Source organism: Candidatus Methylomirabilota bacterium, assembly GCA_035709005.1.
Taxonomy (GTDB): Bacteria; Methylomirabilota; Methylomirabilia; order Rokubacteriales; family CSP1-6; genus 40CM-4-69-5.
Genome location: DASTFB010000060.1, coordinates 1 through 25,502 on the forward strand (window position 1 = coordinate 1; position 25,502 = coordinate 25,502).

The 25,502-nt window shown below is 70.0% G+C and carries 12 protein-coding genes and 2 pseudogenes; 10 read left to right on the forward strand and 4 right to left on the reverse strand.

The window, feature by feature from the left end; translation table 11 throughout:
- The 4 genes from VFR64_09525 to VFR64_09540 form a co-directional block, all read right to left on the reverse strand.
- A partial coding sequence (locus VFR64_09525; GenBank protein HET9489977.1) for a transposase occupies nucleotides 1-588 on the reverse strand: 588 nt, incomplete at its 3' end.
- An 809-nt stretch (nucleotides 589-1,397) separates the two neighbouring features.
- Nucleotides 1,398-3,206, reverse strand: a complete 1,809-nt coding sequence (locus VFR64_09530; GenBank protein ID HET9489978.1) for a vitamin K epoxide reductase family protein — start codon at nucleotides 3,204-3,206, stop codon at nucleotides 1,398-1,400.
- Nucleotides 3,206-4,408 (reverse strand): NAD(P)-dependent oxidoreductase, encoded by a 1,203-nt coding sequence (locus VFR64_09535; GenBank protein HET9489979.1) that lies wholly within the window; start codon nucleotides 4,406-4,408, stop codon nucleotides 3,206-3,208. The genes VFR64_09530 and VFR64_09535 overlap by 1 nt, the downstream gene beginning before the upstream one ends.
- A 171-nt stretch (nucleotides 4,409-4,579) precedes the next feature.
- The gene (locus VFR64_09540; GenBank protein ID HET9489980.1) at nucleotides 4,580-5,563 is read right to left on the reverse strand and encodes an ABC transporter substrate-binding protein; all 984 of its coding nucleotides are present in this window, start codon (nucleotides 5,561-5,563) and stop codon (nucleotides 4,580-4,582) included.
- Nucleotides 5,564-5,743: 180 nt separating this feature from the next.
- Between VFR64_09540 and VFR64_09545 the strand changes: the two are divergent.
- From VFR64_09545 to VFR64_09590, 10 genes and pseudogenes are all read left to right on the forward strand, one after another.
- Nucleotides 5,744-5,947, forward strand: a pseudogene (locus VFR64_09545) (trehalose-phosphatase).
- A gap of 20 nt (nucleotides 5,948-5,967) precedes the next feature.
- Nucleotides 5,968-7,304, forward strand: a pseudogene (locus VFR64_09550) (hypothetical protein).
- 45 nt (nucleotides 7,305-7,349) lie between these two features.
- On the forward strand, nucleotides 7,350-7,658 hold the full coding sequence (locus VFR64_09555) for a glycosyl hydrolase family 65 protein (GenBank protein HET9489981.1): 309 nt from the start codon (nucleotides 7,350-7,352) through the stop codon (nucleotides 7,656-7,658).
- 12 nt (nucleotides 7,659-7,670) lie between these two features.
- The gene (locus VFR64_09560) at nucleotides 7,671-10,484 is read left to right on the forward strand and encodes a cation-translocating P-type ATPase (protein ID HET9489982.1); all 2,814 of its coding nucleotides are present in this window, start codon (nucleotides 7,671-7,673) and stop codon (nucleotides 10,482-10,484) included.
- Nucleotides 10,485-11,416: 932 nt separating this feature from the next.
- Nucleotides 11,417-12,145: a Crp/Fnr family transcriptional regulator gene (locus tag VFR64_09565; GenBank protein HET9489983.1), complete on the forward strand. Its 729-nt coding sequence runs from the start codon at nucleotides 11,417-11,419 to the stop codon at nucleotides 12,143-12,145.
- A gap of 397 nt (nucleotides 12,146-12,542) precedes the next feature.
- Nucleotides 12,543-13,583 (forward strand): FtsH protease activity modulator HflK, encoded by a 1,041-nt coding sequence (gene hflK / locus VFR64_09570; GenBank protein HET9489984.1) that lies wholly within the window; start codon nucleotides 12,543-12,545, stop codon nucleotides 13,581-13,583.
- A 2-nt stretch (nucleotides 13,584-13,585) separates the two neighbouring features.
- The gene (hflC, locus tag VFR64_09575) at nucleotides 13,586-14,566 is read left to right on the forward strand and encodes a protease modulator HflC (GenBank protein ID HET9489985.1); all 981 of its coding nucleotides are present in this window, start codon (nucleotides 13,586-13,588) and stop codon (nucleotides 14,564-14,566) included.
- 89 nt (nucleotides 14,567-14,655) lie between these two features.
- Nucleotides 14,656-15,564, forward strand: a complete 909-nt coding sequence (locus VFR64_09580; GenBank protein ID HET9489986.1) for an ATP-binding protein — start codon at nucleotides 14,656-14,658, stop codon at nucleotides 15,562-15,564.
- A 231-nt stretch (nucleotides 15,565-15,795) separates the two neighbouring features.
- The gene (locus tag VFR64_09585) at nucleotides 15,796-16,827 is read left to right on the forward strand and encodes a universal stress protein (GenBank protein HET9489987.1); all 1,032 of its coding nucleotides are present in this window, start codon (nucleotides 15,796-15,798) and stop codon (nucleotides 16,825-16,827) included.
- A 32-nt stretch (nucleotides 16,828-16,859) separates the two neighbouring features.
- A complete protein-coding gene (locus VFR64_09590) occupies nucleotides 16,860-25,250 on the forward strand; it encodes a glucoamylase family protein (protein HET9489988.1) in 8,391 nt (2,796 codons plus the stop codon).
- Nucleotides 25,251-25,502: the final 252 nt, after the last annotated feature.

The following is a 25,502-nucleotide window of genomic DNA, read 5'->3' on the forward strand; positions in this document are numbered from 1 at the left end:
GACTTGACGGTCCAGATTCTCGACCTGGTCGAGAAGTTGCTGAGTCGCGTACGCGGTACACGGGGGCAGGAGCTCGAGACGCTGACGCAGGAGGGCGCGGCCCCTGGCGCCGAAGAGATCGCTCACCTCCAGATCGTGGAGGGCGTACTTGGCCAGGGTGGCGTGAATGCGATTCTTGAGCTGCGTGCGCTGGCGGACGAGCACCATGCGCGTGCGGGGAAGGTCACGCTGGTCGCGGAGCTCGCCCGGGGGAATCCAGACCGTCGGTAGCGTGCCGTTGCGTTGGAGCTGATTGAGTCCGCGGACGTCGAGCCGATCGGTCTTGTTGATCTCGCCCATCATCAGTTTCGCCTTGCGGGCGTGGACGAGCTTGGACACGCAGCCGGCCGCCTCAATCTCGTCGACGATCCAATACCAATTGCCGATCGTCTCCACGGCGACGGGGGATCCCGACTCACGGCGCGCCAGAAACTGCTGCAGCGCTCCCCGCTCATGGGGGAGGCGCTGTTCACGGACGAGCCGACCGTCCGGCCGAGCCACGGACGCCAGCGTGTCGTGCTCATGGGCATCGAACGCGATAAATTCCATTGGCTGCGGCTCCCTCGCGGCCAGCGGCCGCTGAGTGTTGACCAACGCCCACGGTAACCTCACCGTGGGCGGAGGCGGAGCGCTTTTATCCCATCAAAGGTCGCTGGTTCAAATCCAGCCTCCGCAACCATGAACGCTACACGCTCGAGAAGCCCTTTGCCGGTGGTCATCACCTCGGCCCTGGCAAAGGGCTTCGCCGTCTTCTCTCGTACAGGGTGGATGACGATCTACCTGTTCTGCCTCACGTTCGGCATCGCGGAGCCACTCGCGTACTTTGGCTGATGTGTCACCTTGTTCGATGAACCGGCGAAGCCCATCCAGTCGCTGGCGGACCCTATCCCGCTCCTGGATCAGCTTGTGTCGCTCTTCAGCAAACTGGGGCTTTTCCACGGCGAGCAGCGAGTTCACTTTGCCAACTAGGCGTTGGACGGCCTCCGGCTGATAGAGCTTCTCTTGGAGTAGTTCGATGATTCGCTGCTCTACCAGGTCGCGGCGAACGAGAACATTGTTGGTGCAGGCTTCCTTGCCCCGGCGCCAGCGTCGAGGACAGCCGTACCGCTGGTCGCCGCCGATGGAGCTCCCCGAGCGGATGCTGAGCAAGGCCCCGCAGCCAGCGCATACCAGGAGCCCCGAGAGGATGTATTTCCGGTACGGAGCGCGCTCTGCCGAACTGCGAGGGGTCGTCGAAGCGGCGCCAGCTGTACGCTACGAGCAAGAGTCCAATGACGCCGTCGCCTGATGATCCGGGCACGAGCGAGCGCAGGGGGAGCCTTCACGCGAAGGTGAGAATAGACCATCCCTCTACTATTTCAAACGATGAGCGGGTCCCAGCTTCCGTAGCGGTCCCGGATCCGCCCGCGCGGCACGCTGAGCACGACCAGCAGGAGACCGGCAACCAGATCGCCCAGCCGCGCGGCGAGCGACATGTCGGGGAAGAGCCAGGCCGCAATGGCGATCGCCAGCCCGATGAGCACGTTCACGCCCCTGAACAGGCGCGTCACCTCCGCCCAGGCCACGAAGGTGGTGACGACTGCCAGCGCGCCGAAGATGCTCTCGAACCTGAACGCCGGACCCGTCGTGCCGAACACCCAGGGGCCGGCCATCACCCACGCGCCGACCAGCGCGCTGCCGAGCAGCGGCCAGCTCACGCTTGCGCCCCGGAACATCTCCGTCGAGAAGCCCACCGCCCCGGACGCCGCGGGGCGGCGCGAGAGGCCGATGTCCTCTACCGGCTTCGGCAAGCTGCCGCCCATCCAGAACAGGCGCCAGGCGGACGCCCCGGAGCGCTTGCCGACGACCAGGAACTGGATCATGGCCACGACCTCGTCCAGGGACACCGCGACCATGATCAGCATGAACAGCGCGGTGATCAGGCAGATCGTGCACCAGGCGCCCACGGCCACCGGCTGCAGCATGATCAGCACCACGCTGGTGACGCCCAGCGGAATCACCAGGACGCCGAACATCGCCACCATCCACGGCATCGTGCGCCAGCGGCGGCCATCACCCATGACGGCGGAGAGCAGCTCGAGCAGGTACGAGTACGCGCCCAGCCCTGCGTCCGAGACGAGGAAGGCGCGAGAGACCGCCGAGGTCAGCACCAGTTCGGTGCCGGCGCCGAAAATGGGGTCCCAGGCCTGAGGGGTGTGACCCAACTGGAACGACGCCATATACCGCGCCAGGAAGAAGCTGACCGTCGCGAGGGCGATCACCGGCGCCCGCTGCGCCCAGGTGGAGGGATTGTAGGTCCACCCTGGCGGCACTTCGGGCCCGGGCATCTCCGAGCGCATGGGGATGATCACGGAGAACGCGGCGATCAGGATGCCGACCAGGGTGTCGTTGGCGTACGAGGCGGGATCCGGCGCCCAGAACGCGAGCGGCGCGAACGCCACCCACAGCCCGACCGCCGCGTTGGCCCATGGCGCCCACGGGAATCCCTTCATACTCAGGACAGCGAACAGGATCACCAGCACACCGCTGATCATGTCGTTCCATGCCGTGGCGGCGCTGGGGTAGGCGAGGGCCGAGGGGCTGAAGAGCAGCCAGGCGCCCAGCGGCATCACCGCGATGTGCACCCAGTGCTCCGCAAGCACGTGCCAGGCCATGACTGGGCCGTGCTCCAGTTCGGTCACGGCGGGCGGCGGGCGCAGGCGCTCGATCTCCTGGTACAGCTCCGCCTCGTGGCGCAGAAGGGCCTCCGGCAGCTCCCGCACGAGCGCCTTGTGCTCCTGCATGGGACGCATGGTCTCGATGTGCCCCGTGGGGTCGGTCTCCATCAGGCGCCGCACGTGCGCATCGTGCTGCCGCTGCTCGGCCATCTCACGGTCGTACTCGCGCCCCAGGACCGCCTGCAGGACGCGCATCTCCTGCAGGTGCCTCATCAGCTTCTGCACGCGCTCCGGCAGCCGGGGCGGAGCGGCCGCGTGCTCGACGTGCGAGTCGTGGGTGCCGTGCCCGGCCGGCGCCTGGTGCCCGCCGCCTTCGTGATCCGACCCGGCCGTCGCGTCGTGTCCGGTGTGCGCATCATCGGCGCCGTGAGCCCCGTGCGGAGTCGGTGGCTGTTGGTCGTGCCGGTCGCGTCCAGCCTCGGGCTGGTGGTGCTCCGCGTCGCGGGTCATCAAGCCAACCTGTGTCCGGCCGCCGTGGCCGGTGCGGCAGGCAGCGCCGCGCTCATGCGGGCGATCTCGACACGGAGTTCCTGCAGACGCTCCCACGACAGCTCGCCGGGAGGCGCCGGGGGCGCGACGGCTTCCAGCCAGGCCGGCATCTGCAGTTCGTTCTCGCGATACCACGCCCAGGGATCGGCCTTCAATGCCGCGACGACCCTCGGTAGGGTCTCACGAAGCCGGTGTCTGGGTTGCCACCCCACCACCGTGCGAGCGCGGCTGATGTCGAGCTCGTAGTGGTCATCTGCCCGGTCGATCATCCACGGCTTCACGAAAGGGATCCGCCACAGGCGCAGCAGTTCCATCCCCCACACCCCCAGCTTCGCCAGGGACTTGGGGAGCACGATGGTCGTCCAGCGCTCGTCGCCGTGGACGAGCTGTCCCAGGCGCGTCTGCAGCTCTGCGTAGCTGACCGTCTCGGGCTCGCCGGCCTCGAGCACCAGCTCCGGCGGCAAGTCTCGCCGCCGCTCGACGAGCCGGACGTAGAGGTCCACCACGTCGTCGGAGTGCACCATGGCTTGCCCGTGGTGCGGGTTGCCCGCGAACACGTAGGCCGTCGGGTCGCGCTCGAAGATCCGCTGGATCTGCCGCGGCAGCGGGGCGGAATGCCCGAGGTCGTCGTAGACACCGGACAGCCGGAGCATGACCACGGGGATGTCGCCCCGCTCCCGGCGGATCAGCTCCTCGGTCCGCACCTTCGACCGTGGATAGGCCCAGGTGGGCTGCAGCGGAGAGTCCTCGGTGATGGGACGGCCGGGCGTGGTGGGCGCGTGCACGAGCATCGTGCTGGAGAAGATGAACTGTTCCACGCGGAAGTCCATATCGCGGAGCAGCCGCAACAGCCGGCCTGTGCCGCCCACGGTGATCTTCTCGTAGAGCGGGCTCGGGGCTCCCGAGAAGTCGTAGTGCGCCGCGAAGTGCATGACCGAGACGAGCGTGTTTCCGTGCCGCTCGCGCACGGTTTCCAGCCCCCTGCGCAGGCTCGGATCCGAGGTGAGGTCGACGTAGATGCACTCGGCGCTGGGCGGCGGGTGCGACGGAGCCCGCCGGTCGAATCCGACGACGGCGTACTGCTCACTGAGCCGCTTGGCTGTCGCGTAGCCGAGGTAGCCGTTGCTGCCGGTGACGAGGATCGCGCCCGTCCGCTCGTTCATGACGCCCTGCCTCGTGCTGACGCCCGGGTCATCCCGGCTCCGATGCCGAGGGGCCGGGGGACAAAGCGTACATCGGGACCACAGGGCGGGGAAGCTCTGCATGCCGCCCGTCGGAGAGCATATTATTGGGTTTTGCGTAAGTAGTGGAAACAACGCGGAGGTGCGATAGCGCTACTCAATCAGCTGATCCGCCCGCGCGAGCACCGAGGGCGGGATGGTGAGGCCCAGGGCGCGGGCGGTCTTGAGGTTGATGACCAAGTCGAACTTTGTAGGCTGCTCCACCGGTAGGTCCGCCGGTTTGGCGCCTTTTAGAATCTTGTCCACGAGGATAGCGGCACGCTGGTACATGTCCGTAGTGTTCGGACCGTATGACATGAGGCCACCAGCCTCCACGAACTCCTTCGCATAGTGAATGAAAGGCACCCGACGCCTTGCAGCGAACTCCGCGAGCCTTCCGCGGATGTTAAAGAACAATCGGTCTGACAGCACGATGAGGCCATCGGCCCGCTCTCTGATCACTGCCGAAAAAGCGCTTTCAAGTTCAGTGGGATTCCGTACCGCAAGAACTTGAAGCTGCATCCCCAACTCCCGGGCCGCGACCTCCCCCTCGCTTAACTCGGCCGCGGAACGTGGGTGCGTCGGATTCAAGAGAGCGGCTACGCGGGTGATTCCCGGATCGACCTCCTTGAGCAGTTCTAGGCGCTTTTGAGTCATGTCCTGTGCAATGAAGCTGAAACCCGTGACGTTCCCGCCTGGTCGGGCGAGGCTCTCGACAAGCCCGGATCCCACAGGGTCGTTACTAACAGGTATGACGATCGGGATCGTCTTCGTCGCCTTCTTGGCGGCGAGGGCCCCCGGCGTTGTCGAGCCCAGAATGATGTCTACTTTGAGTTGGACCAGTTCGGTCGCGAGGTCTGCGAGCCGTTCTCGCCTACCGCCTGCCCATCGGTACTCAATAACAATGTTCCTTCCCTCAACCCAACCGAGGTCGCGCAGACCTTGCCTAAACGCCTCGGAGGATAACGACGGTCCAGAATCAGGCGCAAGATAGCCGATCCTGTAGACCTTCCCCGCCTGCTGGGCTTGGGCGGGCAGCGGCGTGGCGAGGAGCGCGAGAGTCAAGACAGTGACGAACCGGCCGGCCCGCAGCTTCATCGGCGCCTCCCCGGTGGGCGTGGTGATGTTAGGGCGGCGCAATCGGCAGAGTCAAGTGAGCAGACGCAAAGCCCCGAACCTGGCGCCAAGGATGCTCCTGAGCGTTCCATTATTTCTGCAAGTCTCAATATTTTGACGGTTCCCACGAGGGCGAATGATCTAACGGTCCCAGCGTCGGCGATGGTGATCATCGATCTCGGGACATTCGAGGCCTTCGTCTTCGACCTCGACGGGGTGATCACGCGGACGGCGGCGGTCCACGCCCGAGCCTGGAAGCATGTGTTCGACGGGTACCTGGCGAGCCGCGCGGCCCGCACCGGCGAGCCGTTCGCCCCGTTCGACCCGGACGCGGACTACCGCCGGTACGTCGACGGCAAGCCCCGCCGGGCAAGCCGGCCCCCGACATGTTCCTGGAGGCCGGGCGCCGCCTCGGCGTGCCGCCCGCGCGGACGGTCGTCTTCGAGGACGCGACACGCCGCGCGGACGGCGGTGGCGCGCGCGCCCCCGAGTTCGCCACGCTCCTCGCCGCCCACGCGCTCGCCTGGGAGCAACTCTGGCGCTCCTTCGACATCGACCTCGAGATCGACGGCGCCGGGCCGGCCGGCGAGCGCCTGGCGACGGCGGCGATCCTGCGCCTGCACATCTTCCACCTCCTCCAGGTGGTCTCCTCCCACAGCACCGACCTCGACGTCGGGGTCCCGGCCCGGGGCCTCACCGGTGAGGCCTACCGAGGGCACATCTTCTGGGACGAGCTGTTCATCTTCCCGTTCCTCAATCTGAGAATGCCCGAGATCACCCGCGCGCTCCTGCGCTACCGGTACCGGCGGCTCGACGAGGCCCGGGCCGCTGGCTACCGCGGCGCGATGTACCCGTGGCAGAGCGGAGCGACGGCCAGGAGGAGACGGACGTCCTCTACCTGAACCCGCGGTCGGGTCGGTGGATGCGCGATCACACGCGGCTGCAGCGGCACGTGGGCTCGGCCGTCGGCTACAACGTCTGGCAGTATTATCAGGTCACGGGCGACATGACATTCCTCGCGGAATACGGCACCGAGATGCTGGTCGAGATCGCACGGTTCTGGGCCAGCGCCGCCACGTACAACGCCGCGTTCGACCGCTACGAGATCCGCGGCGTCATGGGACCCGACGAGTACCATGACGCCTGCACGGGCGCCGAGCGACCGGGCCTGGACAACAGCGCCTACACGAACGTGATGGCCGGGTGGGTGCTGTGGCGCGCGGCCGACGCCCTCGACCTCATCCCCGCCGACGAGCGCATGGCGCTGTGCGAGCGGCTGGCCGTGAGCGAAGCGGAAATCTCGGAGTGGGAGCGGGTGAGCCGGCGCCTGTACCTGGTCTTCCACGCCGATGGCCAGTTCGCCGGCTACGAGGCGTTGAAGGAGTTCGACTGGGACGGCTACCGGACGCGGTATGGTCACTTGTACCGCCTCGACTTCATCCTGGAGGCCGCGGGCGACACGACGAACCGGTACAAGCTCTCCAAGCAGCCGGACGTCCTGATGCTCTTCTCCCTGTTTTCGGCCGCGGAGCTCGAGGCGCTCCTCGAGCGCCGCGGTTACGCCTTCGAGCGCGATACGATCCCGCGCACGATCGACTACTATCTGCGTGGGAGTGCCCATGACTCGACGCTGAGCCGGGTGGCCGACTCGTGGGTCCTGGCGCGCGCGGATCGGCCCCGGTCGTGGGCCGTGTTTCAGGAGGCGCTCCTCAGCGACGTCGCCGACATCCGGAGCGGGACGACGCACGAAGGCATCCACCTGGGCGCCATGGCCGGGACGGTGGACGTCCTGCAGCGGTGCTACACAGGTCTCGAGCTGCGCGGCGACGTGCTGTGGCTCAACCCCCGGCCGCCCGACGCGCTGCCACGCCTCCGGTTGCTCGTCCGCTACCGGGGCCACTCGCTGGGTCTCGACATCCGTCGCGACCAGGTGGAGGTGAGCGCCGAGCGGTGCGCGGCGCCCGGCATGAAGGTGGGCCTCCGCGATCGCGTGTACGAGCTGGCGGCGGGCGAGGTCAAGACGTTCGGCGTTTCCGCGCGCGGCCGACAGGCGCCGTCCGCGCGGGCCGTTTCCTGATCGGGGCGCCGTGTGGGCACCACCGCTCTGCAGCGAGACCTCGCGGCCCCGTACCGTCACGGGGTCGACGACGTCGTGGCCGCGCTCGCCACCGACGCCGAGCGCGGCCTGAGCGAGGCGGAGGCCCAGGCGCGGCTCGACCGCCACGGCCGGAACGAGCTGACGGCGGAGACGCCCGTCCCCGCTTGGCGGAAGTTCATCGCCCAGTTCCGGGACGTGCTGGTCATCCTGCTGCTCGTCGCGACGGCGATCTCGGCCGGGCTGTGGCTGTACGAGCGCGACACGGTCCTGCCCTACGAGGCGATGGCGATCCTCGCCGTCGTCCTCCTCAACGCGATCATGGGCTACATCCAGCAGTCGCGGGCCGAGCACGCGGTGGCGGCGTTGCGCCAGATGTCCGCGGCCCACGCCTCCGTCGTCCGGGACGGCGTGCGGCGCCGCATCCCGGCGGCCGAGGTGGTGCCCGGCGACGTCATGCTGGTCGAGGAAGGCGACACGATCCCCGCCGACGCCCGGGTGATTCGGGAATCGGCCCTGCAGACCGCGGAGGCGGCGCTCACCGGCGAGAGCCTGCCGGTGGCGAAGGACACGCTGCCGATCACCGAGGAGGTCGGTCTCGGCGACCGCCACAACATGGTCTTCAGCGGCACCGCGGCGACGTACGGACACGGGCGGGCGGTCGTGGTGGCGACCGGGATGCGGACCGAGATGGGACGCATCGCGGGCATGCTGCGGGAAGCGCCGGTGGAGACCACGCCCCTGCAGCGGGAGCTCGCGCGCGTCGGTCGGGTGCTGGCCATCATCGTCCTCGTCATCGCGATCGTGATGATCACGACGATCCTCCTGATGGAGGACGTGCGCGGGATCTCGGCGGTGTTCGACGTGCTGATCCTGGGGGTCGCGCTGGCGGTAGCGGCGGTGCCGGAGGGGTTGCCGGCCGTGGTGACCGCGGTGCTGTCGCTCGGCGTGCAGCGTATGGCGAGACGCAACGCCATCGTGCGCCATCTCGCCGCTGTCGAGACCCTCGGCTCGGCCGACGTCATCGCCTCCGACAAGACCGGCACACTGACGAAGAACGAGATGACCGTGCGGGCGGTGGTCACGGCCGGCGGGCGCGTCAGCTTCGAGGGCACCGGGTACGAGCCGCGGGGTGAGGTGCACCGGGCCGGCGGCGGCGAGATCGAGGGCGCCCTGCGGGTCGAGCTCGTGCGCAGCCTGGCCGCCGCCGACCGGGCCAACAACGCCGTCCTGCAGGAGCGTGAGGGACGGTGGACGGTACAGGGTGACCCGACCGAAGGCGCGCTGATCGTCGCCGCGCGCAAGGCCGGGCTCGAGGACGAGGCGCTCGGGGGGCGCTTCGTCCGCGTCGCGGAAGTGCCCTTCTCCTCCGAGCGCAAGCTGATGAGCACGATCCATACCGACGCGCGGGCCGCGGAGCGCCTGCTCGCCTTCACGAAAGGCGCGCCGGACGTCCTGCTCGCCCGCTGCTCGCGGGAGCTGTTCGGCGAAACGATCAGGCCGCTCACCGCCGAGCGCCGCCGGGAGATCCAGGCGACGAACGAGGCGCTGGCCGGCGAGGCACTGCGCACGCTGGGGGTCGCCTTCCGGTCGCTGCCGAGCGACGGATTCCAGCGCGACGAGGTGGACGAGCGCGTCGAGCAGGATCTCGTCTTTCTGGGCCTCATCGGCATGATGGATCCCCCGCGAGAAGAGGCGAGGGAGGCCGTCGCCCGCGCCAGGCGTGCCGGCATTCGCCCGCTCATGATCACCGGCGATCATCCGAAGACGGCGGCCGTCGTCGCCGCCGAGCTCGGCATCGCGACGGACGGACGCGTCGTCACCGGTGCGGAGCTCGAGCGGATGCCGGACGCCGAGCTGGCGCAGACCGTCCAGGAGGTGGCCGTCTATGCCCGCGTCAACCCCGAGCACAAGCTGCGGATCGTCAAGGCGCTGCAGCGACAGGGCGCGACGGTGGCGATGACCGGCGACGGCGTCAACGATGCGCCGGCCTTGAAGACCGCAGACATCGGCGTGGCAATGGGCATCGCGGGGACGGACGTGGCCAGGGGGGCCGCCGACATGGTGCTCGCCGACGACAACTTCGCCTCCATCGTGGCCGCCGTCGAGGAGGGCCGGGCGATCTTCGCGAACATCCGGAAGTTCCTGCGGTACCTGCTGTCGTCGAACCTGGGCGAGGTCATGACGATGTTCTTCGGCGTGCTGCTGGCCGACGCGATCGGGCTGGGGTCGGCCGAAGCCGGCGGCGTCGTGCTCCCGCTGCTGGCCACGCACATCCTGTGGATCAACCTGGTGTCGGACGGCGCGCCCGCTCTGGCCCTGGGAGCGGACCCGGCGGATCCCGGCGTGATGAACGAGCCCCCCCGCGCGCGCAGGGAAGGCGCCATCACCGGCCGCATGTGGGCGGGCATCGTGTTCGTGGGAGCGATCGTCGCGGCCGGGACCCTGCTCGTGCTCGATGCGAGCCTCCCCGGTGGCCTGATCGACGGCGCGGGTAGCCTGCGGTACGCGCAGACGATGGCGTTCACGACGCTGCTGTTCTTTTCGCTCTTCAACGTCTTCAACGCGCGGTCCGACGAGCGCAGCGCGTTCGCCGACCTCTGGTCGAACGCGTGGTTGTGGGGGGCGATCGCGTTGTCGCTCGTGCTGCAGGCGGCGGTGATCTACGTCCCGTTCCTCCAGCAGGCGTTTTCGACCGTGACCCTCACCGGCGGGGACTGGTTGCTCTGCGCGGCGGTCGGCAGCTCCGTGCTCTGGCTTCGCGAGCTGAGCAAGATCGCGATAAGGGCCAGGGCACTCTCTGGATAAGGAGGGCCTGCGATGCGTCTCGCACTGGCGCCGATCCTGGCGATCTTTCTCGCCCGCGACGGCCCACGGGCGGCCGCCAGCGGGTGAGCGGGTCGATCACATGGCAGAGCCGCGTCCCGAGCCCATCCGCTACCCCGAACGTCACGTCGTCGGGATCCGCGACACCCCGGAGGCGGCGGCCGAGGCGCGGTGATGCGCCTGGCTGACCGACTGAATGTACTGGACGACGAGCTGGAGGAGAAGCGCCGGTACGAGGAAGCCCTGAGAGCGGGCGGCGTCGTCCTGTTGGTCCTCGCGCCAACCGAGGAGCGCAGCTCGCGTCGCACCGAGCCGATGAGCCGCTCGGCAAACGGGTTCTGCCAGGGGTTGTGCGGCGCCGTGAGGACTTCTTCGATCCGCATACCCTTCACGCGGTACCGAAACTGCTGGCCAGGCTTGCGGTCCATCGCGGGGTCGACGTGGTGGTAACGGTGACCCGGACCGGCGAGACGGCCCGCCTCGCCGCCAGGTACCGGCCCGCGCAGCCGATCCTGGCGCCGACCAGCGATCCGAAGGTCTACCGGCGGCGCGCCCTGGTTCGCGGCGTCCAACGCTGCCCGCGAACAGGGGTGGGAGGGCAAGCGCGCTGTGTTCGTGTCGCGTGACCGTGTGTGGAAGGGAGTGCTCTGACGCTCGGCGTGGAGCGTCGAGCGACTGTCGGTTAGCCGACACTTCACGACGTTCGGGCCATGTTGTATATTTCAGCGATCCGTCCGGGCAACGCCGTGGCTCGACAAGTTCCGAGGGAGCAACTTTCGGCCTTTCGAAACATGGACAGAGAGACGATGCCTCCTCCGAATCGCCGTCTGACGAGTGTGACCAAGCCCAGCAAACCGTCTGGGGCGCGGAGCCCCACCGGCGGGAAGCCCCTCGAGGCGGGCAAGCTAACGACGGTGGCCACCGAGGGGCTGCCCGACCGGTGGAAGAAGCGGAAGTCCTCCACGCCGGAGGCGTGGACGATCCGCAAGCGCCCGCGTCGCGGGTCGTCATCGATCGATGTCACGACGTTCCTGATCAGGCTCGCCGGCCGGGGTGCCGTGTCGCAGTACCGGAAGAACCAGGTCGTCTTCGCGCAGGGAGACCCCGCGGATGCGGTGTTCTATGTTCAGACCGGCGAGGTCAAGCTGACCGTGGTGTCGGCGCGGGGGAAGGCGGCCATCATCGCCATCCTGCGGGCCGGTGACTTCTTCGGTGAGGGATGTCTCGCCGGCCAGCCGCTGCGCATGGCGACGGCGTCCGCGCTGAGCGAGGCGTCCGTGGTGAGGATCGAGAAAGCCCGGATGACGGGCCTCCTGCACGAGGACAGCGCATTCGCGGACGTCTTCGTGTCCTATCTGCTGTCCCGGACGATCCGCATCGAAGAGGATCTCGTGGATCAGCTCTTCAATTCGAGCGAGAAGCGCCTGGCCCGGATCCTCCTGTTGCTCGCGGGATTTGGCAAGAAACGGGATGCGGAACCGGTGATCCCGAGAGTCAGCCAGGAAGCCCTGGCGGAGATGATCGGCACGACACGGGCGCGGGTCAGTGTGTTCATGAACAAGTTCCGGCGGCTCGGGCTCATCGACTACAACGGCGGCCTGCGCGTGCACGAGTCGCTCATGAACGTGATCGTGCACGACTGAGCCTCGACAGGCTCCGACCCCGGGTCCTCGCTCACCGACATCGCAGCTGACCGCGGAGTTGCCCGGCGGTCTCCGTCCCGTGTGTTCAATTTTGAACAGTGCTCCATCGTGTTCTCTTTCGAACAGATCGTGACCTCGCGCCGCGGTACCGTACCTCCCTCGGTCGGGTACGACGGGACGTGTCGGGGATGGTCGAAGCCCGCCCTGGGCCGACCAGGCTCGCCGGAGCCGATCCCGGGGTCCATCGGGCGAGATCAGGGTCCGATCGATCTCCTCGACACGCCGACCGGCCGCTTGGCCGTCTGGGTGGTGGACGCGTGGCAAGCGCCCTGAAGAATGCCTTCAACGGGGGAACTCTTACCAGCCGGAGGCCGCCCCTCGGGAAGGAGGAGAGGCCATGGAGGACGACGACCGGGGAACCCGTAGGCCCGTACCCGATTTCGAGCGCGCGCTCGACGAGGTGCGGAATCTCCTGGCCGGGTTCGGGAGCTGGCGGCTCGTCGCGGGCGCCGCCGTCGTGCTCGTCGCGATCCTGGTCTGGTCGAGCTGGTTCACCGTGCAACCCGAGGAAACGGGCGTGGTCCAGCGCTTCGGGGCGGTGGTCCGGAGCGTGGGTCCAGGTCTCCACTTCAAGCTCCCCTACGGGATCGAGACGGTCCGCCTGATCCCGACCGCCAGGGTCCTCAAGGAGGAGTTCGGCTTCCGGACCGTGGCCACCCGAGCTGGGCAGCGGACGCAGTACGAGGACAACAAGGCCCTGAAGGACGAGTCGCTGATGCTCACCGGCGACCTGAACGTGATCGACGTCCAGTGGATCGTGCAGTACCGGATCGAGGACCCGGTGCGCTACCTCTTCCGGGTGCGGGAGTCCCAGCAGACCATCCGGGACGTCGCCGAGGCGGTCATGCGCCAGATCGTCGGCAACCGGCTGGGCAGCGACGTGCTGACGGTCGGCCGGGTGGCGGTGTCCACCGAGATGAAGGAAGAGATGCAGAAGATCCTCAGCGCCTACGAGACCGGCGTGCGCCTGGTGACGGTAGAGCTCCAGGACGTGACGCCCCCGGATTCCGTCAAGCCTGCCTTCAACGAGGTGAACGAGGCGCGGCAGGACCGGGAACGGACGATCAACCAGGCCCAGGAGCAGGCGAACCGGGAGATCCCCAAGGCCCGGGGCGAGGCGGCCCGCACGATCACCGAGGCCGAGGGCCACGCCGTCGAGCGCGTCAACCGGGCCAGTGGGGAAGCCACGCGATTCCTGGCCATCCTGGACCAGTATCAGGCGGCGCCGGAGGTCACTCGCCGGCGCCTGTACCTGGAGGCGCTGGGCGCGATCCTGCCGGAGGCGAAGGCCCTCTACATCGTCGACGGCGATCAGAAGGCGCTGGTGCCCTGGTTGCAGATGGGCTCGGGTGACGGGCTCCCTGCGGGAGGGAAGTAGCCATGAAGACCGCCGTGAAGGTCGGGCTCGGTCTCCTCGCGGTGGCGATCCTCCTGGTGGTCGCCGGCACCTTCTACACACTGGAGGAGGGCCAGCAGGCGGTTATCGTGCAGTTCGGCCGGCCCGTAGGCACGCCAGTGACCGACGCGGGTCTGCACCTCAAGCTGCCCTTCGTGCAGGACGTCCGGCGCTTCGAGAAGCGCCTGCTCATCTGGGACGGCGATCCCAACCAGATCCCGACCAAGGGGCGGGAGTTCATCTGGGTGGACACCACGGCGCGCTGGCGGATCGCCGACGCCAAGAAGTTCCTGGAGAACGTGGCCACGGAGGCCGGGGCCCGGTCTCGCCTCGACGACATCATCGATTCCGTGGTCCGGGACCAGGTCTCTGCCAGCGAGCTGGTCGAGCTGGTGCGGAGCGCCTCGTGGGAGGTTCCCGAGGGCGAGGTCTTGGAGGAGGTGCCCGCCGAGGTGCGGGAGGAGCTGAAGAAGGAAGTCATCCGCGGCCGCGAGGAGCTCACCCGGACCATCCTGGCTGAGGCCCGGAAGGTCATCCCCCAGTACGGGATCGAGCTGGTGGACGTGCGGATCAAGCGCCTGAACTACGTGGAAAGCGTCCGCGAGAAGGTGTACGCCCGGATGATCTCCGAACGGAAACGGATCGCCGCGCGCTTCCGGTCGGAGGGCGAGGGCCGGAGCGCGGAGATCCTGGGGACGATGGAGAAGGAGCTGCGCCAGATCCGCTCGGCCGCCTACCGGCGGGCCCAGGAGATCCGGGGGAAGGCCGACGCCGAGGCCACGCAGATCTATGGCCGCGCCTACAACCGCAACCCGGAGTTCTACGCCTTTTCGCGGACCCTGGAGGCCTACAGGGACGGGCAGAACAAGAACTCGATCTTGATCCTCACCACGGACAGCGACTACTACCGGTACTTGAAGGACGCGAGCACCCGAGCGCCGGCTCAGGCCCGCGCCCCGCGCTGAAGAGCCTGACGACAACCGGTCGCGGCTGAGCGACGCCGAGCGCCATGGCGCGGCGATTGCGTAGCACCGACGCGAGAGGGAGCCGTGGGATGAGAGCCGACGACAGGATGCTCGGTGCAGTCCTGGAGGCGCTGCCGGATCCGGCGGTCGTCACGGATTCACGGCGGCGCATCGTGACGTTTGGCCTCCTGGCGGCGGAGGTCGCCCACGAAAGCAAGAACGCCCTCGCGATCCTGTGGTCCCGGATCGATCTCATGCTGCTCGAGGCCGAGGAGATCGGTCTGCCCGAGGTGGTCCGCGAAGATCTTGCCGTCCTCCAGCGGGCGGCGCGGCGGGTGGCGGCGACCTTCGACAGCCTGCTCGGCTACGCGGCGCCGCCACAGCGAACCGACGGACCAGTGGATCTTTCCCACATGGTCGGGGAGACGCTGGCCCTTCTCGAGCGACCCCTCACCCACGGAGGGATCTGGGTCTCGACGGATCTCGCCCCGGCGCTGCCGTCGATCCGGGGCGATGCCGAAGCCCTCCAGGAGCTACTCGTGAATCTGATCGTGAACGCCCACGAGGCCATGCCCGAGGGTGGGGCGCTGCACGTCCAGACGCGTCCCACATCGGACCGGGCGCGCGTCCGCCTCGTGGTGGCCGACAACGGACCCGGGCTCCCCGCCGAAGTGGTCGGTCGTCTGTGGCAGCCCTTTACGAGGACGAAGGCGAGAGGTCACGGGCACGGCCTTGCTTCCATCGGGCGCATCGTTCGCGCCCACGGCGCCGCGATCGAGGTCCAGTCGGAGCCTGGTCGGGGAACCGCCTTCATCGTGACCTTCCCGGCGAGGGCGGCCGGCGACGAGCGAGGCGACAACCAGCGCAGCGTCGCTGGTCCCAGCCATCGGCAAGCGGGCGATCCCCAGCAGCACGAGCAAGATCAGGAATCCGTCGCCGACACCGAGAAGTCCCGTGAGCATACCCACGCCCCGGCCGGCTCCGAGAATTCGGGCTAGGTTCGACTGGCCTTCCACGCTGCCGGCCGCGTCCCCGGCGCACCAGGTGCTGAGTCCGCGACGGCATCCGGTCGGCGGCGGTGCCTGCGACTTCACAGCCGGACACGGTCTCGTGCACCAGAGATCCCAGGAGCCGCGTTCCGCAGGCGCGCGCGAGCTTGCGGCGTCCGTCATACTGGTAGCCGGGCTCTGGCAGGGCCCTTTGGCCTGCTGTTCGATGGGGAGAGGGTGATGCATGCACCGGGAACTGCCGTCGGGCCGTTGAGCGACGAAGGTGACGCCGGCTGCGCCGGCCTCACCATCCGCCATGTCCTCGTGCCGTTGGATGGCTCATCGCTGGCCGAATGCGCCCTTCCCTGGGCGGTGGCGGTGGCGCAGGCCCTGGCGGCACGCGTGACGCTCCTGCGGGTTGTCGAGACGCCCGCCATCTCGATCGCGACGAGCCACCACCACGACGCGGTGGACTGGCAGATGAGACGGGCGGAGGCCCAGAGCCAGCTCACCGGGATCGACCGCGACCTCAAGGCGCGAAAGCTGACGTCGGCCATCGAGCTGCTCGAGGGACGGCCCGCCGAGAAGATCATCGACTTCGCCCGGGCGCAGAGGGTCGATCTCGTCGTCCTGTCGAGCCACGGCGAGGGGGGACTCACCGGATGGACGCTCAGCAGCACCGCCCTGATGGTGGTCTCCCGCATCCACAGCTCGGTGCTCGTCGTCCCCGCGCAGGCGGCCCAGGGACAGCGGATCGGCCATGTCCGCATGCGCCGGCTCCTCGTGCCGCTCGACTGCTCGCCGCGGGCGGAGTGCGTCCTGCCGCTCGCCGCGGCGCTCGCGCGCGCGCATGACGCGGAGATGATCCTCGGGCATGTCGTGCCCGAGCCCGAGATGCCGCGGCGCCTCCCGCCCTCGGCAGAGGATCTGGCGATGGTGTCGCGGCTCACGGAGCGGAACCGGCTCGAGGCCGAGCGCTACCTCGGCGAGTTGCAGGCTCGCCTCGTCGAGGGGGAGGTCCGCGTCGGGACGCGGATCGTGGTGGCCTCGCGACGAGCCCGCGCCATCCGGGCGATGGCCGACGAGGCCGACGTCGATCTCGTCCTGGTGTGCGCGCACGGACAGACCGGGGACGCACGTGAGCGGTACGGCAGCGTGGCCGGACGGCTGCTGGAGGAGGGTGGGCGGCCGATCCTCGTGTTCCAGGACCTCGGGGCCGGACGCGGGCCGACGCCCGGCGAAGAGGCGGCGCGGAGCCGTCCGGGGCACTGAGGCCTGGGCAGCTCTCCCGGCCGATCCCCGTGGTGAGCGACGGCCCTCGCCTGGCCGATCGCCTGCGCGGCCCGCAGCATGTCCTCGACGCTGCGTATCGGCGGCTCGCCGGAGGCGGCCCCGGCGCGGATCGCGCGGCTGCCGAGTGGCTGCTCGACAACTACTACATCGTCCAGCGGGCCTTCCGGCTGGTGCGCGAGGAGTTCTCGCCCGCCTTCGAGCGCCGGCTGCCGCGCAGCGCGGCGGGTGAGCGGCCGGGACTCCCCGTGGCGTATGCGCTGGCCCGGGAGATCGTGACGGCCAGCGCCCCCCACGTCGAGAGAGAGGGGATCGCGCGCCTGGTCGAGGAGTTCCAGACACTTCGCCCTCTCTCGATGGCCGAGGTCTGGGCGCTGCCCCTGCTTCTTCGCATCGTGGTGCTCGAGTCCCTGGCGGGCGCCGTCACCATCGCGCTCCCCCCGGAGGGACCCGCGGGGGACACCCCGACCGACCAGAGCGTCGGGGTCTGCATCCGGAGCCTGCGCACGCTCGAGACCACAGACTGGAAGGCGTTCTTCGAGGAGGTCAGCGCGACCGAGCGGATCCTGCGCGAGGATCCGGCGGGCGTCTACGCCCGCATGGACTTCGACACGCGTGATCGCTACCGCAAGGTGGTCGAGGAGCTGGCCGCGCGCAGCGACTGGTCGGAGGAAGCCGTGGCCCGCGAGGCCGTGCGGCGGTCGCGCGAGGGCATGGGCGGTCGCCGCGGCCATGTCGGGTATCACCTCGTCGACGAGGGCTTCGAGGCCCTCGGCCGGACGGTGGGCTATCGTCCCGGCCGAGGCACGCGGTGGCGGCGATTCCTCCTGCGTCATCCGGCCCCCTCGTACCTCGGGGCCATCGCCGTGGTCGCCTTGCTTCACGTGGCCGCGCTGGCCGTGGCGCTCCTCGCTGCGGGGACCGCGCCGGCCGTCGTCGTCGTGGGGCTGGCGCTGGCCCTCGTTCCGGCCGTGACCGTCGCGGTGAGCCTGGTGAACCGCCTGGTGATGCAGGTCATCCCCGTGCGCGTCCTCCCCAAGATGGACTTCCGCGACGGTCTTGCTGTCGAATGCCGGACCATGATCGTCGAGCACGCCATCCTCTCGCCGGGGGACGACGTCTCGCCGCTCCTGTCGAGGCTCGAAATCCACTGGCTCGCCAGCGCCGACCCCAACCTCCATCTCGCGCTCCTGGTCTCGCTGGCCGACGCTCCCGAAGCGTCGATGCCAGGCGACGTCGACCTGGTGCGACGGGCCGAGGAGGGCGTGCGCGCGCTCAATGCGAGGTACGGGCACGACGGCATCGGTCCGTTTCACCTGCTGCATCGCCGGCGATTGTGGAACGCCCGCGAGGGCTGCTGGATGGCCTGGGAACGCAAGCGCGGCCAGGTCGCCGAGTTCAACCGCGTGCTCGCCGGCCATCAGGACACCAGCTTTGCCGGTCACGTCGGCGATCCCGACTTCCTTCCGACGACCCGGTTCGTGATCACCCTCGACGCCGACACCGAGCTTCCCCGCGGCGCAGCCCGCCGCCTCGTCGCCACCCTGGCGCATCCGCTCAACCGGGCCGAGCTCGAGGCCGGGACAGGTCGCGTGACGGCCGGCTACACGATCCTCCAGCCGCGCATGGACGTGACGCCTTTCGGCGCCGCCGCATCCTCGTTCGCCCATCTGTTCGGGGGAGACCCCGGCCTCGACCTCTACGCCCGGGCGGTCTCGGACGTGTACCAGGATCTCTTCGGCGAGGGCATCTACGTCGGCAAGGGGATCTACGACCCGGTGGCGCTCGAGGCGAGCCTGCACGGGCGGGTGCCCGAGAACGCGGTGCTGAGCCACGACCTGTTCGAGGGGGTCCACGGTCGGGCGGCGCTGGTGACGGACGTCGTCCTCTTCGAGACCTATCCGGCCGACTACCGCAGTTACTGGCGGCGTCTCCACCGCTGGGCCCGGGGAGACTGGCAGCTTCTCCCCTGGCTCGGGCGCCGGGTGCCGCTCGCCGGCGGCGGGCGGGCGCCGAACGGGCTATCGCTCATCTCGCGCTGGAAGATCGTGGACAACCTTCGAATCACCCTGCTTCCCCCGACGCTGCTCGGCTTTCTGCTTCTCGCCTGGGTCGCCTTCCCCGGCGCGCCCGCCGTGTGGACCGCGATCGCGGCCCTCGTGCTGGCTGCCCCCTTGCTCACCGAGGCGATGGGCGGACTGCTGTCGGCGAACCGGGTCGCGGCCCTGCCTCCGGCGGTCCGGGGGGTGACGCTTCGACTCCGACCCGCGTCGGCGCTCTGGATCATGCACGTGGCCCTCCTGCCCCATCGTGCCGTGGTTCTCACTGACGCGATCGTGCGCACACTCATCCGTCTGCGCCGGGGACGCCGACTCCTGGAGTGGACGTCAGCGGCCCGGGTGGCCCGCGCGCTGGTTGGCACCGAGGCCCGCCGACCGTTCTGGCGAGAGATGTTCGCGGCTCCGACGGTCTCGATCGGTACGCTGGCGCTGCTCGCCGTCGGTCGGCCGGACGCGCTCCCGGCCGCGCTTCCGCTCACGGCGCTCTGGTTCCTCGCCCCGGAGATCGCTGCCGCCGTCAGCCGGCCACGCCGCCAGCCCGCGCCGGCGTTGACGGACGCCGACGCCCGGCGCCTCCGTCTGCTCGCGCGCCGGACCTGGCTCTTCTTCGACACGTTCGTGGGCCCGGACGACCAGTGGCTCCCGCCCGATCATTTCCAGGAGAAGCCACGGGGCGAGGTGGCACGGCGAACCTCCCCGACCAACATCGGCCTCCTGCAGCTGGCCACGCTGTCCGCCCACGATCTCGGCCATGCCGGCCTGCTGTCCGTCATCCTGCGCCTTCGGAACACGTTCGACACGCTCGGGCGAATGGAACGTCACCGCGGCCACTTCTACAACTGGTACGACACGCGCGATCTCGCGCCGCTGTCGCCCCGCTACGTCTCCACGGTGGACAGCGGGAACCTCGCCGGGTGCCTGCTGATCGTGAAACAGGCGTGCCTCGAGCTCGTCCACGCGCCGGTCGTCGGGCCCGCCCGCTGGGAGGGGCTGCTCGACACGCTCGACGTCCTGCTCCAGGTGATCGAGCGCCGGGTCCCCTCGCCGGAGGCCGTGCGGTTCGTCCCGCTGCGCGCGTCCGTCACGAAGATGCGCGAGGAGACGGCGGCGCTGAGAGGACAGCGGCGCGCGTGGGGGCATGGCATTGCCCGGCTCCTTCAGCGCGGCGGCACCGAGCTCGACCAGGCCCTGCTCTCGGTGATCGCCGACGATGGCGCGGGTCTCGACCCGGACCTGCTCGCCGAGCTGCGCGTGTGGTCCGCCGAGGTGCCGCAGCATCTCGAGGCCATGTGGCGCGACATCCAGCTCTGCCTTCCGTGGGAGGCTCCGGAGGCGACGCCCCCGGTGGTCGTGGCCGAAGACCGTGGGGAGCTGGCGGAGGCGTGGGCCGCCTTCGAGCGATGCCTGCCCGCCGATCCCGCGCTGGGCGAGCTTCCCTCGGCCTGCGCGTGCGCGAGCGCCGGTCTATCGCGGCTCGAGAAGCAGCTCGACGTCTTGTCCGAGGACGTCGCCGGCCTGCCCGAGGCTCGCGCCTGGGCCCAGCGCCTCCAGGAGGCGATCGCGCGGGCAGGGGACACCGCGCGCAGCATCCTCGCCACCCTCGACGCGCTCGGCGAGCAGGCCGGGGCGCTCTTCGAGGCGATGGACTTCGCCTTCCTCTACGACGAGGGACGACGTCTCTTCTACATCGGCCACGATGTCACCTCGGATCGCCGCGATGCGCACCATTACGACCTCCTCGCCTCCGAGGCGCGCCTGGCCAGCTTCGTCGCCATCGCGAAAGGGGACGTCCCGGAAGAGCACTGGCTCCAGCTCGGCCGCCCGCTCTCCCGCGTGGACGGCGCCACCACGCTCCTGTCCTGGAGCGGCACGATGTTCGAGTACCTGATGCCGAGGCTGCTCCTGCGGGAGTCGCCGGCCAGCCTGATGGGCCGGGCGTGCGCGGCCGCCGTCGAGGTCCAGATCGCGCATGCCGCCCGGCGTGGAGTTCCGTGGGGCATGTCGGAGTCGGGGTACTACCGCTTCGACGCGCAGCGCAATTACCAGTACCGGGCCTTCGGCGTCCCCGACCTCGGGTTCAAGCGTGGACTCGAGGACGACGTGGTCGTCGCCCCCTATGCGTGCCTGCTCGCGCTGCCGTTCGCGCCGCCGGCGGTGATGGCCAATCTCGACCGTCTGGACGAGCTCGGACTCATGGGGCGCTACGGCCTCTACGAGGCCGTGGACTTCACGGCATCACGTCTCGACGCCGGGACGACCCACGCGATCGTCCGCTCGTTCATGGCGCACCACCAGGGGATGATCCTGACCGCGATCGACAACCTGCTGGATGGCGAGACGATGGTGCGTCGCTTTCACGCCGACGCCATCGTCCGGACCGCGGAGCCGCTCCTGTTCGAGCGCCCGGCTGTCACGACGCCCGGGAAGCGGACGCGCCTCGTGCTCGCGCCCCCTCGCCCGGCGCCGGCCCCGCGGGCGCCCCTCGAGCCGTGGCCGGCGGGTCCCGACGCAGGCGTTCCGCAGGCCCACGTGCTATCGAACGGCCGCTACCGCGTCCTCGTCTCGAGTCACGGCGGCGGCAGCGACTGGGGCGCCGTGGCGCTCACGCGGTGGCGCGCCGACAGCACGCTCGACGGCCCCGGGTTCCGTCTGTACCTGCGCGACCTCGACCGCCGGTTCTCGTGGTCCCTGGCCCCGGGAGATGGCGAGATGGTGTTCCACGCCCACATGGTCGAGAGGCGCCAGCGCGTTCACGACGTCTCGCTCCGCGAGCAGGTCTGCGTCGCCTCGGGCGACGACGTCGAGGTGCGGCTGGTGACGCTGGGGAACGAGGCGGCGGCACGGCGACGACTCGAGGTGACGAGCTACGCCGAGGTCGTCGTCGGCGACGCGGCCGAGGACGAGCGTCATCCGGCGTTCAGCAAGCTGTTCGTGGCGAGCGAGTACATCGAGGACCTGGATGCCCTCGCGTTCCACCGCCGACCGCGCTCCGGTCGGGGGCCCGACGCCTGGGTCGCGCACATGCTGGTGCTTCCGGCCGGCCGGGCGCGCCGGGCTGGCTACGAGAGCTCGCGCGAGCGCTTCGTGGGTCGTGGACGGACGGTGCGGCGTCCGGGCGCGATCGACCGGGAGGGGCCCCGCGGCGCCGGAATGACGGGCGCGACACTCGATCCGGTCATGGCCCTGTCGGCGGAAGTCGAACTGCCGGCGCATCGCACCACGACGTTCGGGTACGTGGTCCTGGCCGCCCGCTCGCGCGACGACGTCCTGGCCCTGGCCAGCCGCTACCGCTCGCTTCCTGCCCTCGAGTGGAGCTTCGAGGCGGCGCGTCAGCGGAGCGAGGCCGAGGTGGCCGATCTGGCGCTCGCCCCTGGGGATCTCCGGGCGGCGGCGAGGCTGCTCTCCCTTCTCCTGTACCCCCACGGCGCCCTGCGAGCGCCCGCGGCGGTCCTCGGCGACAACCGCCTCGGGCAGCGCTCGCTGTGGAAACACGGGATCTCCGGAGACCTGCCGATCTGGCTGGTCCGGGTCGGCGCGGCCGGGGACACGGCCATCCTGCCCTCGGTGTTGCGCGCCCACCGCCTCTGGCGTCAGCGCGGCGTCTCCATCGACCTGGTGATCCTCAACGAGCGGGCCGAGGGCTACGTGCCGGAGACCGACGATCACGTCGACCGGGCGATCGCCCAGGCCGCCGCCGACGCCTGGCGCGACCGGCCGGGCGGCGTGTTCCCGGTCCGGGCCGCTCGGCTCGAGGAGGCCGACCGCGTCCTGCTGCTGTCCGCCGCGCGCGTCGTGCTGGACGGAGCGGAGGGCAGCATCGGCCGGCAGCTCGCGCGTGCGGGGGGCGAGCCGGCGAGGCTCCCGGGGCTCGTGCCGAGCCTGACGCAGGTGCCGCTGCCCGAGAGCCTTCCGCGGCCCGACTCGTTGCTGTTCGACAACGGGCTCGGTGGGTTCACCGCCGGCGGCCGCGAGTACGTCATCCATCTCGAGCCGGGCGAGTCGACGCCGGCCCCATGGGTGAACGTGGTGGCCAACCGGCGCCTGGGCTTCGTCGTGACCGAGGCGGGCGGCGGCTACACGTGGGCGGAGAACGCCGGCGAGAACCGGCTGACGCCCTGGCGGAACGATCCGATCTCGGACGAGCCGGGCGAGGTGCTGTACCTGCGCGACGAGGAGACCGGCGCCGTGTGGACCCCGACGTCGCGGCCCGCCCCGGCCCACGGCGCCTATCAGATCCGCTACGGGGCGGGGTACGCCACCTTCCTCCACCGCAGCCACGGGCTCGAGCAATCCCTGCGCCTGTGGGTGCCGCCCGACGATCCGGTCAAGCTCGTCGAGCTCACGCTCACCAACCGGCTGGACCGCCCGCGCCGGGTCACGGTGACGTACTACGTCGAGTGGCTGCTCGGGGCCACGCGCGACCGATCGCAGGCGTTCGTGTTGCCGGAGTTCGATCCGGCCTCGGAGGCCCTGCTCGCGCGCAACCCGTGGAACGAGGACTTCGCCGGCCGCGTCGCGTTCGTCGCCGCGAGCAAGAGGCTCCACGGCCTGACGGCCGATCGCACGGAGTTTCTCGGCCGGCACGGCGACTACGCCGCGCCGGCGGCGCTGGGGCGTATCGGTCTGGCCAGCGCGGTCCGGGCCGGGCTCGACCCCTGCGCCGCGCTCCAGGTGCATCTCGACCTCGCCCCCGGGGCGACGGCGCACGTGCACTTCATGCTGGGCCAGGCGGCAAGGCGCGACGAGGCGCTGGGGCTCGTGACCAGGTACCGCGAACGCGCCGCGATCGGGGCCGCATGGTCCGATCTCCATCGGCACTGGGACGCGTTGCTCGGCGCGGTCACCGTGCGCACGCCGGATCCGGCGCTCGATGTGATGCTCAACCGCTGGCTGCTGTACCAGGTGCTGTCGAGCCGGCTGTGGGGTCGGACCGGCTACTATCAGTCGAGCGGCGCGTTCGGGTTCCGCGATCAGCTGCAGGACGTGGCCGCGCTGGTCCATTGCGCGCCCGGGATGTGGCGCGAGCATATTCTGGAATCGGCGCGGCACCAGTTCGAGACCGGGGACGTCCTCCACTGGTGGCACCCACCGGCGGGAGCCGGGGTGCGGACGCGGTGCTCGGACGACCTCCTGTGGTTACCCTTCATCACGGCCCACTACGTGGAGGCGACCGGCGACGAGACGATCCTGTCCGAGGAGGTGCCGTTCCTGGCGGGCGCGCCCCTGGAGCCGCGCGAGGTCGAGCGCTACGCGCGCTTCGAGCCCGGAGCGCGCCGCGCGACGCTCTACGCGCACTGCCTGGCCGCGATCGAGCGCGGCCGCACGGCGGGCGCGCACGGACTGCCCCTGTTCGGGAGCGGCGACTGGAACGACGGGATGAACCGCGTGGGCATCGGCGGCCGCGGCGAGAGCGTGTGGCTCGGCTGGTTCCTCTACACGACGCTCGTCCGGTTCGCGGCGGTGAGCGAGCGCCGGGGCGACATGGACCGGGCGGCGACGCAGCGGCGTCAGGCGGAAGAGCTGCGCGGCGCCCTCGAGGCGGCCGCGTGGGACGGGGCCTGGTACCGGCGCGGATATTACGACGACGGCACGCCGCTGGGTTCGGCGGAGCGTGCCGAGTGCCGGATCGACGCGCTCGCCCAGGCCTGGGCGGTCCTGTCGTCGGCGGCGGACAGGCCACGGGCCGCCGCGGCGATGGAGGCCGCAGCGCAGCACCTGGTGCGGGAGGAGGAGGGACTGATCGTGCTCCTCACGCCCCCCTTCGCCGGTCTCGACCAGGACCCAGGCTACATCCGCGGCTACCCTCCCGGGATCCGGGAAAACGGCGGCCAGTACACCCACGCGGCGATCTGGGCGCTCTGGGCCCTGACCGGGCTGGGCGAGATCGAGCGCGCGGTCGGCCTGTTCCAGCGGCTCCTGCCGATCCGCCACGCCCTCACCCGCGACGCCGTGGCCCGCTACCGGACCGAGCCGTACGTGCTGGCCGCCGACGTCTACTCCGCGCCGCCATGGACCGGCCGGGGAGGCTGGACCTGGTACACGGGGGCCGCGGGCTGGGCCTACCGGCTGGGCCTCGAAGCGATCCTGGGCCTTCACCCTTCGCGGGGGGGCTGGCGCCTGGACCCGCGCGTGCCGCCGAGCTGGCCGGGGTTCGAGATCGTCCTGCGCGACGGCGCGACGGTCGTGCACATCGAGGTGCAGAATCCACACGGCGTCACCCGTGGCGTCGCGCAGGCGTTCCTCGACGGCGAGCGCATCGACCCTGCGATCCTGCCGCGCCTGCAGGATGGGCGCAGGCACGAGCTCCGGGTGACGATGGGACGATCGGGAGAAGGCCGGGACTGACGCGGGAGAGGGCGATACGCCCCCTCGATCGATCCTGGCGCTCCCGGGTACGCTTGGCGGTCGGGTGAGGCGTGGCGGCTGCTCCGGGACACCGTCAGCGACTGGTACCAGGACCGGGCGCAGCGGATCGGCGCCGCGCTGGCGTTCTACACGTTGTTCGCGCGGGCGCCCGGCCTCGTCATCCTCATGCCGCTCACCGGCGTCTGCCTCGGCCCTCAGGCCGCGCAGGGGCACATCGTCGAGCAGGTCGAG

Bases quoted from the DNA above. Each gene is read 5' to 3' on its own strand.
- hflK (HET9489984.1), top strand. From the start codon at position 12,543: ATGGAGGACGACGACCGGGGAACCCGTAGGCCCGTACCCGATTTCGAG.
- VFR64_09580 (HET9489986.1), top strand. From the start codon at position 14,656: ATGAGAGCCGACGACAGGATGCTCGGTGCAGTCCTGGAGGCGCTGCCG.
- VFR64_09585 (HET9489987.1), top strand. From the start codon at position 15,796: ATGCATGCACCGGGAACTGCCGTCGGGCCGTTGAGCGACGAAGGTGAC.
- VFR64_09540 (HET9489980.1), bottom strand. From the start codon at position 5,563: ATGAAGCTGCGGGCCGGCCGGTTCGTCACTGTCTTGACTCTCGCGCTC.
- VFR64_09555 (HET9489981.1), top strand. From the start codon at position 7,350: ATGGCCGGGACGGTGGACGTCCTGCAGCGGTGCTACACAGGTCTCGAG.
- hflC (HET9489985.1), top strand. From the start codon at position 13,586: ATGAAGACCGCCGTGAAGGTCGGGCTCGGTCTCCTCGCGGTGGCGATC.
- VFR64_09530 (HET9489978.1), bottom strand. From the start codon at position 3,206: ATGACCCGCGACGCGGAGCACCACCAGCCCGAGGCTGGACGCGACCGG.
- VFR64_09535 (HET9489979.1), bottom strand. From the start codon at position 4,408: ATGAACGAGCGGACGGGCGCGATCCTCGTCACCGGCAGCAACGGCTAC.